This is a genomic window from Blastopirellula sp. SH421 (genome assembly GCF_057808535.1).
In genome coordinates, this window is the sequence record NZ_CM173712.1 from 1,844,657 (window position 1) to 1,857,393 (window position 12,737).

13 protein-coding genes are annotated in these 12,737 nt (G+C 55.9%); 4 read left to right on the forward strand and 9 right to left on the reverse strand.

Annotation, left to right across the window (positions count from 1 at the left end; genetic code table 11):
- Positions 1-35 precede the first annotated feature (35 nt).
- The 6 genes from atpH to SH421x_RS07615 all read right to left on the reverse strand — a co-directional run bounded on the left by atpH (position 36) and on the right by SH421x_RS07615 (position 3,855).
- Positions 36-659 (reverse strand): ATP synthase F1 subunit delta, encoded by a 624-nt coding sequence (atpH, locus tag SH421x_RS07590; RefSeq protein ID WP_488854815.1) that lies wholly within the window; start codon positions 657-659, stop codon positions 36-38.
- Positions 660-677: 18 nt separating this feature from the next.
- Positions 678-1,439, reverse strand: a complete 762-nt coding sequence (locus SH421x_RS07595) for a F0F1 ATP synthase subunit B (RefSeq protein ID WP_488854816.1) — start codon at positions 1,437-1,439, stop codon at positions 678-680.
- Positions 1,440-1,512: 73 nt separating this feature from the next.
- A complete protein-coding gene (gene atpE / locus SH421x_RS07600) occupies positions 1,513-1,839 on the reverse strand; it encodes an ATP synthase F0 subunit C (protein ID WP_488854817.1) in 327 nt (108 codons plus the stop codon).
- A 54-nt stretch (positions 1,840-1,893) separates the two neighbouring features.
- On the reverse strand, positions 1,894-3,087 hold the full coding sequence (gene atpB, locus SH421x_RS07605) for a F0F1 ATP synthase subunit A (protein WP_488854818.1): 1,194 nt from the start codon (positions 3,085-3,087) through the stop codon (positions 1,894-1,896).
- A 4-nt stretch (positions 3,088-3,091) separates the two neighbouring features.
- On the reverse strand, positions 3,092-3,532 hold the full coding sequence (locus SH421x_RS07610; protein ID WP_488854819.1) for a hypothetical protein: 441 nt from the start codon (positions 3,530-3,532) through the stop codon (positions 3,092-3,094).
- Between the two features lie 71 nt (positions 3,533-3,603).
- Positions 3,604-3,855, reverse strand: coding sequence for an AtpZ/AtpI family protein (locus SH421x_RS07615; RefSeq protein WP_488854820.1), 252 nt, complete (start codon positions 3,853-3,855; stop codon positions 3,604-3,606).
- 723 nt (positions 3,856-4,578) lie between these two features.
- Here SH421x_RS07615 and SH421x_RS07620 point away from each other — a divergent pair.
- Both SH421x_RS07620 and SH421x_RS07625 read left to right on the forward strand, forming a co-directional pair.
- A complete protein-coding gene (locus SH421x_RS07620; protein ID WP_488854821.1) occupies positions 4,579-5,781 on the forward strand; it encodes a DUF4912 domain-containing protein in 1,203 nt (400 codons plus the stop codon).
- A 117-nt stretch (positions 5,782-5,898) separates the two neighbouring features.
- Entirely contained in the window at positions 5,899-6,780 is an 882-nt protein-coding gene (locus SH421x_RS07625; protein WP_488854822.1) for a sugar phosphate isomerase/epimerase family protein, read from the forward strand.
- Positions 6,781-6,840: 60 nt separating this feature from the next.
- On the opposite strand, the gene larE is transcribed toward SH421x_RS07625, so the two are convergent.
- On the reverse strand, positions 6,841-7,662 hold the full coding sequence (gene larE / locus SH421x_RS07630; protein ID WP_488854823.1) for an ATP-dependent sacrificial sulfur transferase LarE: 822 nt from the start codon (positions 7,660-7,662) through the stop codon (positions 6,841-6,843).
- Between the two features lie 212 nt (positions 7,663-7,874).
- Between larE and SH421x_RS07635 the strand changes: the two genes are divergently transcribed.
- Together SH421x_RS07635 and SH421x_RS07640 are read left to right on the forward strand one after the other, a co-directional pair.
- Positions 7,875-8,915 (forward strand): DUF1559 family PulG-like putative transporter, encoded by a 1,041-nt coding sequence (locus SH421x_RS07635; RefSeq protein ID WP_488854824.1) that lies wholly within the window; start codon positions 7,875-7,877, stop codon positions 8,913-8,915.
- A 20-nt stretch (positions 8,916-8,935) separates the two neighbouring features.
- Positions 8,936-9,274 carry a hypothetical protein gene (locus SH421x_RS07640; RefSeq protein ID WP_488854825.1) on the forward strand — a complete coding sequence of 113 codons (339 nt, stop codon included), beginning with the start codon at positions 8,936-8,938 and terminating at the stop codon, positions 9,272-9,274.
- A gap of 156 nt (positions 9,275-9,430) precedes the next feature.
- Here the strand turns inward: SH421x_RS07640 and SH421x_RS07645 are convergent, their stop codons facing one another.
- Together SH421x_RS07645 and SH421x_RS07650 are read right to left on the reverse strand one after the other, a co-directional pair.
- Complete coding sequence (locus tag SH421x_RS07645; protein ID WP_488854826.1) at positions 9,431-10,636, reverse strand: 2,3-bisphosphoglycerate-independent phosphoglycerate mutase; 1,206 nt, start codon at positions 10,634-10,636, stop codon at positions 9,431-9,433.
- A 402-nt stretch (positions 10,637-11,038) separates the two neighbouring features.
- Entirely contained in the window at positions 11,039-12,460 is a 1,422-nt protein-coding gene (locus tag SH421x_RS07650) for an AAA family ATPase (protein WP_488854827.1), read from the reverse strand.
- Positions 12,461-12,737 lie beyond the last annotated feature (277 nt).

The following is a 12,737-nucleotide window of genomic DNA, read 5'->3' on the forward strand; positions in this document are numbered from 1 at the left end:
TGTTGGTCGGAGGCGTCTAAATTCTTCAGAGCCGTCTATGTTTTGGAGGTCGTAAACCGCTCAAGCGCGTCTTTGGCTTGCTGCGCTGCCGCGTCAAGCGTTTGACGACGAATGTTTTCTAATTGATGAGCGACGCTGCCGTCGATCACTGTATCGCCGATGCGTACGATCAGCCCGCCAATTAGCGCCGGATTGACGGAGGCCAGAACCACGACATCCTTGCCCAAGGTTTCTTGCAAACGATTGGTGATTGCGGCGAACGATTGTTCGCTCAACGGTTGGGCCGACGTGACTTTCACATCGACGCGTCCCCGCTTTTCGCCCACCAACAGATGAAACGCACGTTGAATCTCGCGAATGCAGTAAAGCCGATTATGGTTCGACAGCACTTTTAAGAATGTCAGCAACGTGGGATTCATTCGTCCGGCGAACGCTTTGTCGAGGATGACTAAACGTTCGCTATGACTGATTCGCGGCGAGATCACCGCGTTCGCCAGCTTCGGATGCGTGAGTACGTCTTGTACTAACGAAGCGAGTTCGGCGACGACCTCATCGATCGAGCCGGCGGCTTCCGCAGCGCCGTACAGCGCTTTTGCGTAAATCACGCCAACGCGTTCGCTGGAGAGGTCAAATCGTGGATGGTGGCTAGTCTCGGCCATCGAGCTTGCGATTCCCGGTTAGTTCTGGCTCGGAAGTTGGGCGAGCGTGTCGTTAATCAAATTCTGGTGATCTTCCGGCTTCAGTTGTTGCCGGGTGATCTTGCTGGCCAGATCAATCGCCAAGTTGACGCTTTGCTTCGTCAGATCGGTGATTGCCTGGGATTTGGCTGCTTCGATTTCTTGCTGGGCCCGCTTGCGTTCGGCGTTGCCGGCCGCTTGAGCGTCAGCCAAGATCTGCAGTCGCTTCGCTTCCGCTTCTTTCAGGATCTGCTCACGCGACTTTTGGATTTCCTGCTGAGCTTCGGCCAACTTGTGGTTGTACTCGTTCAGCTTCGCTTCTGCCGCAGCGAACATTTTTTGAGCTTCGGCCACCTTGCCGTCCATCGCCGCTTCGCGACCATCTAGCGCCGTGACAATCGGCTTCCAAGCCACGATTGTCAGCAGTGCAGCTAACCCAGCGAAAATCAGGAAATTGAAAGTCGCCAGATCAAGGGACAATTCTTCGGGCTTGGACATCCCCGGAGCGGCGTCATTGTGCGACAGATCATTCGGGTCATGGTCCCCTGGGATCTCGCCGTGATGCTCCGCCGCGTCATGGGCGTCATGCACTGCCTTTTCTCCAGCCGCTTCCATCCCTTCAATTCCCTCGTTGATCGTATTTTCGACCGCTTCGAGAGGATTTTCGGTGGGAGCGGGCTCTTTCTCTTGCGCAACGCAATACGTCGCACTAACGGTCGCCATCACGGCGACGAGCAACAGTTTGGAAATAGGGAAGCGCATGATCTGTTAAACCTATGGTTTAGGCCCAATCGTGAAGGCGAACGCGGGTAAGCCTCGACCGAATGGAGGAGTCTTAGCCCCAGCAAATGAAGAGCGCGAAGAAGGTAAAACCTTCGATCAACGCAGCAGCAATAATCATCGCGGTCTGGATGTTACCGGCCATCTCTGGCTGACGGGCCATACCTTCCAACGCGCTGCTGGCCAACTTGCCGATGCCGTAAGCGGCGCCGATCACAGTCAGGCCCACGCCCATGTATTTGGACATATCAATCAGACCACCAGAACCGGCGGCAGCACCAGCAGCGGCGGCTGCAGCAGTACCTTCTTGGGCCAGCGCCGGGACGGCGCAGATCAGGACAGCGGCGAAGCTGTACAAGCAAAGCTTTGCAATTTTGGACACGGACTCGTTCTCCTCAACCTTGGGTAAACAACGGTGTATTCGCAGACGTTCGACTTAGTGATGGTGGGTCGATGCGCCAATGAACAACGAAGACAAAAATGTGAATATGTACGCCTGTAGGAAGGCGACGAACAGTTCTAGGCAGCTGAACAAAATGGCGGCGAAGACAATAATCGGACCGGCAATAAATAGCGACCAGCCTGACATCTCGACGCCCATCGCGACAATGCCCAACAACACGACGTGTCCGGCTACCATATTGGCCAGCAAACGAACGCCAAGCACGCCATGTTTAATGAACAAGCCCAGGACTTCGATAACAAATAGCATCAGTTTAATCGGGATCGCCAGGACCAAAGGCAAATCCATGTGCGGCACCAGATTCGTCCAGACGCCGATCGGACCAAATTTCAAGGCGCCAGCCCCGAGGCCAATCAACAGCGTCGCTAATGCGAGCGATAAGGTCACGCTGAACGAAGCGGTTGGCGCCCCTAACCAAGGAATCATCCCCAGTAAGTTGCAGCCCAGCACAAAGAAAAACATGGTCAGCAGGATCGGCACAAACTTGTCGGCGCCGTGCCCGATGCCGGGACGAATGACTTGATCACGCAGGTAGCAGACGAAGACGTCAATCAGTTGAACGATGCGTCCCTTGGGAACGATACTTTTCTTTAACCGCGCCGCATACCAGGTGAAGATCAGCAACATCACCACGGCGATAAACATCTCCAGCACCATAAACCGCGAGATGCAGAAGCCAGAATCTTTTTGGTACAGATTCCGGAGTTCACCAAACGGCTGCGGGATGATGATCTTGCCCGAGAGAGCTTCGTTGTAGCCAGCGATCTTTTGCGGCGACCATGGTTTGGCCGTTTCGCGATATTCGGCGACGCTAACTACTTGCTGGGCTTCGGCCCAGTTTTCAGCCCATGGATTCGCTGGTTGGTTGTCGGCGGTCTGCTCTTCAGCAAGCTCTTTGAGGTAACGACGAACCGGTTTGCCGTGGTTGCCTGGCTCATGTTGCCAATGCTCCCAGTTGTGCACGAATTCGGTTTCGGCGGGAACCCCTTTGCTTAGCTCTGCAAGCTTGGCGTGGACCGCTTTGGCTTCCCACAGTTGGAAGTCAGGATCCAGACGAATCCAAACATCCGGGAAGTCCTGAAGCGACTCGCGATGAGAAGGCGCGAGTCCTTTGGGGACTTCAAAGTAGTAATTGTCTTTGATGTGCAGGATCGGGTCGGATGCCATCGGATTAGGAAGCCTTCGAGACGTTCGCTGCGGGTTGGATAAGACGAGCTGCCAAGATAGTCTCGGCTAGGAGCGTGGTCAGATAATAGACCATAATCATCCCGAATACGCCCGCCTCTGCAAGTGGGCCGCCCGCTTGTTTAAAAAACGCGCCGATCATCAACGGCAGGCCGGTTCGCAAGCCAATTCCGGCGAGCGCTGCGTGCAATTGATGCGGAGTTTGCTTGTACATCACGATCAAAGTCAGTGCGGCCAGCGAACTTCCGCCGCAGACGATCGCCGCGATCAGCATCGCCTGGATACCGAGCTCGCCGTAGTGCGTTTGCGCGTACCAAGCAAGGAGCGGGGTCGGCAGTGCGACAGCGGTCATCAGTACGAGCGCTGGGCGCCATAGCTGCGAGAGCAGTCGTGGCGTTGGCGAATTATCCGAGGGGGCGGTGTTCACGGCGGTGACAGCGAAGTTCTGCGAAAGGCGGTGAAGTTATGCGAAAGGAAGCAGTTGCCTATACACGGCGTTCACCGCGGCTGCTCGTCCGATTGGTCACGCTGCTTTTGATCCGCTTTGGCGTATTGCAGCAGGTGATAAATGGCGAGCGTGATACCTAATGCAAACCCCAGTAGCGACAGGCCCTGTATGCCAAACTGCGTGTCGAGCCAGTGGCCAGCCAATCCCGGGGCAATCATCTCAATACATACCGCAAAAATGCGTCCCACCCACTCGTAGGCGACCGCCATCGGCGGCCGATCGTTGGTAGGTTGGTTGCTCAAGCTGATTTCTTGTCGCAGTAAAAGCGTCAATGAAAAAGTGAGGCATCTTGCAGAATTGCGAATCAATGTAAGGGAACGGGCACAGGCGGTCAATCGTCCGAAGGCAAGATCGTGCAAAAATTCACAAAGTTTTTGACCCGTCGTAATTGATTACCAGGAAAAGAGTTGCATTTCTCTTGGTACCCCTGGATTGGGCTGCGTAGTAAGCGGTGCAGAATGGGCTTCGAATGTGAAGGATCCCCTTTATCGGCCATCTGGGGGAGTTTTTGATTGCATTGCGGCCGCAATTCTATTAGGCTAGTACATGGAGATGGCTAGGATTGCTGCCGCTGATTGGGAGTAGGGGATTACCTCGGGAAGACTAGGTTGCGGCGATTGGCCCTTTCGCCCAAACAACCGCTGGAGACAGGCCCATTGAGGGCTTCGACCCTTCCCCAGGTTTTGCGTTACTCGTTTTTGAGATGTGTCATCTGGGATGTATCAGCGGAGCTCTCCTACTGGAATGACGGAATAACAGAGAAGTTGCTCCCCGAACAAGTTGGCTGTATGCCTGTTGAATTTCAACAACTACACCAGCTGCTGCACGCCTTTTCGTGAACTTGAACCGACGCCGAACTTTGTCCAATCAAACGGAATTGGGGCAAAGACGGTTCAATACATTTCTTTCACGGACGAAACAACCGGGACGAACCAACCGTACCAAGCGACAGGATAGCGGAAGAAGTGCGCCGCTCGCTTGGTCTGGCCGACGTGTGGAGGACTAGTCTGTTGATTACCGCAGCGTCTTTGAAAGAGTATACCGCCAAAGATCTTGCTCAAATGGCCAAAAGCCGTGGAGTAAGCGGCTGGCATTCAATGCGTAAAGAAGAGCTTGTCAAAGCGATCTTGAAGTTGAATCGAACCCAAGTGACCCGCAAGTCGGCTTCTGCCGCAAAAGTGGCCACACCTAGTACGAAGTCGACAAAAAGCGAAGTGCCGCCGGCCAAACGGAGTCGCACGACTCCTCCGCCCAAAGCAGGTTCAGCCAAAAATGGCGCCGCCCGCGCCGAAAAGTCAAGTCCGAAAGTCGTGCGTAACATTCAAGACGCGCATCTACGACGAGAGCAACTGAAAGACATTTCGCATACCGACAATGAAGCCTCGCAAGATCGCATCGCGCTAATGGTTCGCGATTCTTTCTGGCTGCATGCCTACTGGGAAATCTCGCGCAAGTCCATTCAGCGTGCGAAGGCCGCCTTGGCCGAGCATTGGCACACCGCACGTCCTGTACTGCGTCTGATGGAAGTCGATGGTGGTGCTGCTGAACGTGTTGTTCGCCAAATCGATGTCCATGGCGGAGTTCGCAATTGGTATATCGATGTCAACGAACCGCCCAAGAGTTTTCGAGCCGTCATCGGGTATGTCTCGGCCTCGGGCAAGTTTCATGCTTTGTCTCGCAGTAATCTGGTAACCACCCCAGAGCCCGGCGCATGTGACGATGTCGACGCCAACTGGAGCGACGTCGCCGACAACGTCGATCGCATCTACGCGCTAAGCGGCGGCAATGATGATGAGAACGTCAGCCGCGAGCTGAAAGAAATGCTGGAAGAGCGTTTCAGCCGTTCAATCGGTGAGCCGCTGGGGGCTCAGCTTGGTAAGGTTGCCGAACGTCTCCATCGCCAGCGGCCAGAGTTTGAATTGGACGTCGATGTGGAGATGATCGTTTACGGTCGCACTCGTACCGGCGCCTATGTCACCCTTTCTGGCGATCCGGTGAAGGTTCACGAAGATGGCGCCTTTCTCGTGAAGATGAATTTGCCTGACAAGCGGCAGATCTTTCCGATCGTCGCGCGCAGTCATGATGGGCTGGAGCAACGGACCGTAGCCCTGGCGATCGAACGCAATACCAAGATCATGGATCCCGTATCGCACGATTCCTGTGATTAACACCTAAGTTTTCGCGAAGAAACGCACGTTGTGCGTGAACTAGCGAGTGGAAAACTTCTGGCCGGTGGACTTCAATGAGAAGTTCACCGGTTTTTTTTGTCCGTTAGGAATCTTTCTATGCCGAGTCGACGCCAATTCCTTTTGCAAGCTGCGGCCCTGACCGCTGGAACCATGGGGCTATCCTATCGCCAAGCCGTGGCCGCAGATCCGACTCCCAACGGCTTCAAAAAAGCGGTGAAGATCGGGATGGTCAACGTGCCTGGCTCGCTGGAAGACAAGTTCCGCGTTTTGAAAGAGCTGGGTTACGACGGCGTCGAATTGAATTCGCCGGGGGGGCCTTCCGCAGCTGAGGTCAAAGCGGCGATCGACGCGACGGGGTTGCCCGTGCATGGCGTTGTCGATTCGGTCCATTGGAACGATACGCTGTCAGATCCCAATCCAGAAATTCGCGCCAAAGGTTTGGCCGGCTTGATGACCGCGCTGCAAGCCTCCAAAGATTACGGCGGTACCAGCGTCTTGTTGGTGCCTGGCGTTGTCAAGGGAGATGTCACCTATGATCAGTGCTGGGAGCGTTCGATCGCCGAGATCCGCAAAGCGTTGCCGTTGGCGGAGAAGCTGCAAATTCAAATCTTGATGGAAAACGTCTGGAACAACTTTCTGACCGATCCGAAAGAGACCGCCCGCTTTATCGATGAGCTCGATTCAGAGTGGGTTGGCGCTTACTTTGATGTTGGCAATACGGTGCGTTACTCGCCGCCGCATGAGTGGATTCCGATTCTCGGCAAACGGATTAAAAAGCTTGACATCAAGGACTACGCAAACGCCCCAGGCCCCGGTTTTGGCGCTCCGCTGTTGGAAGGAGACGTCGACTGGCCGAAGGTGATGGACGAGCTAGAGAAGGTTGGCTACGTCGGTTGGGGCACCGCCGAGATTGCTGGCGGCGATCGTGATCGCTTGGCATTGATCGCGGATCAGATGAACAAGATCTTCGCCAGTTAGTCTGCCGAGACTACAGGTCATCAAGCAACTTGAAACGGGCGCCGATTGGGCGTCCGTTTTTTATTCGATGCGGATCGCCGAGAGATCGACAAAGTTGTTGAGGTTGCCAGAGCGAAAACCATCCAGGTCAAGCGTCACCGCGCGAAAGCCAAGCTCGTGCAGCTTCTTCGCCAGATCGCTGCGCAGCGGATCCGTGGCCAAGGTCGCGATCCACTCTGGGGTGACTTCGATCCTGGCGACATCGCCGCGATGGTAACGGACGCGAAACTCGCGCAGTCCGTGCGATTTTAAATAAGCCTCAGCCGCTTCAATCATCGCCAATCGCTCAGGCGTCGCCTCTTCACCATAGGCGATGCGGCTGGCCAGGCACGGCGACGCCGGCTTGTCATGTACCGATAGATTCCAGTGTTGGGCCAGGGCTCGGACGTCCGCTTTGGTCAGCCCGCACTCGATCAACGGTGAGCGAACCTGATGGTTTTTGGCGGCGATCATGCCGGGGCGGTGATCTCCTTGATCGTCGACGTTGGCGCCGTTGATGATCAGCGGCGCGTCGATCGCGGCGACCAGTAGCTCGATTTGCGAGTAGAGCTCGGTCTTGCAGTGAAAGCAGCGATCCGGCGCGTTTTGAATATAGAGCGGGTTTTGCGTCTCTTGCGTGTCGACGATCTCATGCCGAATCCCAATCTCGGCCGCAATCCGCTGCGCTTCTTCGATCTCGCTGGCCGGAACGCTGGGACTGCGAGCCGTCACCGCAACGGCATTGTCGCCTAAGGCAAGTTGCGCGGCCTTGGCGACCACCGCGCTATCGACCCCGCCTGAGAGTGCAACGGCGCAGCGCTGGTAGCTGGAGATGTGTTCGACAAGGCGGATCGCAGGATTCATGGCTTCAGAGGACTCCCCTGGGGTGGGGTTTTGAGTGGAGGAGGATGCTGGGGAGGGATTTTATGCATAATGGACAGTTGATGGGGATTTATTCTGAGTTATGATTACGTCGCATCAATTTCTTCAGAACCTAATTTTTTTGAATGTCAAAAATACCAGCATCCGCTGTGTAATTATCATCGCACCTATCTGTTTCTAAAGCGAGATCCCTCATGTCCCCTAGTGCGCGTGTTTCGATTGCCCGCAGGCGTGGGTTTACCCTAGTCGAATTGTTGGTTGTGATTGCGATTATCGGCGTTTTAATCGCATTGCTGTTGCCGGCAGTGCAACAAGCGCGCGAAGCGGCTCGTCGCAGTCAGTGCGTTAATAACATTAAGCAGCTTGCGCTGGCGATGCACAATTTCCATGATACCTTCCGGAAATTCCCGCTGAACGCCTATGGCCCCAATGCCGGCGTCACGTGGGAAGGTTGGGAACGTTTCAGCGCCAACTACAAATTGTTGCCGTTTATCGAGCAGAATCCCTTGTACGATAGGTTTGATCTCAACGGGAGCTGGGCCAATAATCGGAACGGCCCGATGAATGTCTCACTGAACGCGTTCAAGTGCCCCTCTGCACAACCGGCCCCATCGGAAAGCTTTTCTTGGGGAGGCCCCGGTACGAACTACGCTTGGTGCTCAGGCAGTTCGCTGCACACCGCTTGGAGCGCCAATGAAACGAACGCGAATGGATTGTTCAACTTGAGGATCGAGCGCGATATGGCGTACGCGACCGATGGACTTTCTAACACGCTGTTTCTCTCCGAGGTTCTTTCGGGTGACGGCGTCGCGGATCAGCCGAAGTATCCTTACGACGTTTTTTACGTTCAAGGTGGCGATAGTCCGTTCACCTCGGCGTCCAACAAAGTCTATCCAACCCAAGCCGATCTCGACGCCATTGGTACGGCTGCCGAAACGCCGGTGGGCGAACGTAGCAACAATGGTTCGCTGTGGGCTTGGTACGCACATGGTCAGTCGCTATTCAATACGCCTGCTCCGCCAAACTGGAAGTATCCGACGGCCGGCGGCAATTGCTGTCCTGGCGGCGCACATGACTGGGGGTGGGGCGTAATTCCGCCGCGCAGTTTGCACCCCGGCGGAGTTAATGGGGGATTGGGCGACGGCTCGGTCCGCTTCATCACCAACACGGTTGATCTGTTGACCTTTCAACGTTTGGGCAGCTGCAACGACGGCCAGGTGCTGGGCGAATTTTAACCCGCAAGGAATTTATAATCATGATGATGCAATATGTCTGTCTGGTTCTCTTAATGGCTGTGCCGTTGCTCGGTTGTCTAAAGGGGCCGGAAGAGCGGGTTTACAAGTTAGAGCCGCCGGGCGCGATGAAAGAAGCGCAAATGATCTTAGAAAACTACGCCAGCGGAGGCCCCTACGGTAGTGAAGTCGAAGGCTACGATCGCATGGTCGCAAATGTCAATGAAGAAGCGCCGACCTATGCAGCGGTCATTGACGATGCGTTCAAAAAGATCAAAGCGAATCCAGCTGCTCGCCAAAAGGTGGCCAAAGACGCTTTGGCCAAGCTGATTCCGAAGCCGCCTGTCGAGCCCGGGAAATAACAACCGTCGTCGCAAACTGCAGTGCATCGAAGCGAGGATTCAGCTGCTCGCGACTTTTTTGGCGCGGTGTGGCCTAGCATTGTTCGGCCGCAAGCTAAAAGCCCGCTGTTGAGCGGGCTTTTTTGGTTTGTAGTAACGAAGTTCGTTGGCGAGCGATTACGCCCCGTATTTGCCTAAGCGGCCGGCGTTGGCCATTGCCAGCGTCATCAGGTATTGAGCTTCAAACTGGCCCAAGCCGCCGACCATTGCCGTCTTTTCGCCAAAGCTGGTGTGCCCGTCGTAGCGGCAGCAATTCGAGGAGAGCAACGTTGGAACCGGGTGCCAGCTGTGGCTCGACAAAAACGATGGCGTGCTATGGTCGCCGGTCACGACAATCACATCGGGGTTAAGCGCCGTGATCCGCGGCACCTGGGCGTCGAACTCTTCGGTGCGTTGCACTTTCAGGTCAAAGTTGCCATCTTCGCCGCTTGAGTCGGTGTATTTGAAGTGGACGAAGAAGAAGTCGTATTCTTCCCAGTGCTTCTCTAGCAGATCGATTTCTTCGCCCAGCGTTTGCGGCTCACCGATGATGTCCATGCCGACCAAGCTGGCCAGACCTTTGTACATCGGATAAACGGCGATCGCGGCCGCTTTTAGTCCATACACTTCTTCAAACGAAGGAATGCTCGGCTTGGCCGAAAAACCACGCATCGTCAGCGAGTTTGCTTTCTTCTCGCCGGCCAGCAGCTTGCTTGCTTTTTGGAAGAACTCCAGCGCGATCTTCGCGGTCTTTTCGCTGCCGGCGTCGGCTGCTTTCGGATCGAGCGGTTTGACGCCGGTCACTTGCGGGTCGGTGTCATGAATATTGCCATCCAAGCCTTCACCGCGGAACAGCACGACAAACCGGTGTTCTTTGACCGGTTCGACAATGATCTCGACGCCGTCAATCTTTACTTCCCGCAGCTTAATCGCGAGCGGAGCGCTTTCTTCGGTCGGAATGCGACCAGCCCGCCGATCGGTGATCTTGCCATCGGCATCGACCGTACAAAAGTTGCAGCGCACCGCCACGTCGCCATCTTTCATGACCAGGCCAATTCCGGTCGCTTCCAACGCGCCGCGGCCGATCAGATATTTGAGCGGATCATAGCCGAACAACCCCAAGTGGCCAGGTCCACTGCCGGGGCTAATGCCGGGCTTCACCGGAATGCTGCCTCCCTGCACTCCGCGAGCCGCCAACGCGTCTAGGTTGGGCGTCTTGGCCGCTTCCAGCTCGGTCGGACCGCCGGGCTTTTGCGGCAAGCCCCCCAAACCGTCGCCGACATACATGACGATTTTCGAGTCATTTTTGGCTTGCAAACTGCGGACGAGTTCAATTTGATCCATGAGGCGGTCTTCCGTCGGCGTACTTTAGGTGATGTTTCAGGCAATTCTCGGGGCGCCGCAGCGGAAGAGAAAACCCACCGCGACAGCGCCAATTATCGACGTTTCGCCCCCAGTCACAACCGGGCGACAGGGAAGAGGAGGGGAGCGGAGTTGAAAGCGGAAGCCAGGGGCGTCAATGACGAATGTCGAAATCCGAATGTCAAATTCAATATAGTAGGGTGGGTGCAGCAAGCGATTAGCGGCATCCAATGTCAAACAACATCCCCGCTTGCGCAACCCACCATTGCCGCCGGATCGTTCGGCAGGTTCGGTGGGTTACGCAAACCGGTTGCGTTGGTTGGTGATGGTGGGATTGGTTTCGGTTTTTGCTGCACCCGCCCTACGCCATTTGCGCCACTTATGTTATCTCCGTCGCTTGTTCCGCACTTTCGGTCGTCGTTTTTGTGACTGGCGGGGCGGGTGGACTGGACTCGGCTGCGAATTTTTTTCGAGTGGACTCTCGCCGAACATTTTTTCTGGCGGCTGGACTGGACTCGCAGGCGTTTCTTTTTTGGCGTAGGCGATTAGTTCGGCGGTGGTGAAGGTGGGGAGGACGGTGTCGAGCGGGTCGAACTTGGGCGCATCCGGATCGTTCAGTTCCGCCAGATCGACCAAGCGATACCGGGCCTCGCCCTGGCCCCGGAAGGCTTCCGTTTTCGAGACCAGGCGGATTTCTCCTGTGTCGACCATGCGCTGCCAGGCCAAACCAAAATTGCTTCCGCTCATCCCGCTTTGCTCGCGGATTTTTAGCTTGGTCGCTTTCTCTGGGTCGATCTGCGAGATCACGCCGCGCAGCTTCCAGCGCAAGCGTTCGGCCTGTGATTTGGCCGCTAGTTGGGCATTTTCTTCAACGATGGAAGACTCGTCGCGCAGCTGCACTTCCCATTTGCCGCCGGCCTCCTCTTCGTATTGCCCTTCGTCAATGTCGAGGCCCCATTGGCTGCTTCTCCGCGCGCCGCCGCCGACTGTTAGCCATAACTGATGGCGGCCGGTTCCTGGTTCGAACGTTTGCCGGCGATTCATCAAGAGCCATTGGCGGGCAATGCCGCTGCACGCCGAACCGCCCAGATCAGCGGCGGTCATGGCTCGCGGGGACAACTCTCTGCGCGTTGGGCAACAGATGATCGGCGTGGCGCCTGCTTTTTGACAACAGCGAACCAAATCGCGCAACTGTTTGGCCTGGGCCCGCGGCGTCGCATCCGCCAAATCGGCGACGTCGATCAGCACCACTTCTAACTGATGCTGCTCGATCCAAGCGGTCATTCGCTGCAAATTGACCGGACTGCCAGGGTCGCCCATGTTCAGGCTCCAGATCAGTCGATCGAGCGTCAACAGATCGACCTGAGCCGCAGCGCTCCACCGCGGCGCCATATCGGCGATGGTTGGCTCAACCTCTTCGCTGCCCACAAAGCCGACGCGAAATGCTCGCTCGGCCGCGAACTGCCCCAAAAATTTGCCGCCGCTGGCCAGCGCTCCGCACAAGTCGACCGCCAGCGAAGTTTTCAGACATTTCGAAGGCCCCAAAATCACCGCCGCCTGATGCCGGGCGAGCACTCCCGGCAATAGCCAAGCCTGCGGCGTTTGCCGCGCCAACAATTGGACCGTGGTCAGCCCCTCTAAAGGTTCATCAGGACGCTGCTGCCCCAGGTCCAAATGTTGAAAAACAGCGGCTGTCTTCGCAGAATCGGAACGCAACAAACTCGAAAGCCCTGCGGCCGATTCCGCATGGTGGATTGGATTAGCAATCGCCTCAAGAGAAGCAGACTCCAGCATGGCCGTTGACATGAAAATTTCTCCCCCATGGCTCACCCTGGCGCAGCAGAAAAACCTCGCCAAACCAGCGATCACCCGATGCAAACGCCCAGCCCGATCCCCCGGCCAAACGCCCAAAAACAGCCCCAACGCATCCCGCAGGCGCCCGATATTTTGTAGATAAGCAGAATCAAACCGCAGCTTGATTACCTGTACATATTTATACTAAAAAGCGGCGGCAAGTCAACCTTGTTTTGGAAAGATTGGTACGGCCGCGGCGGGAAGGTTTTGACGGCAAAGAGGCAGCACT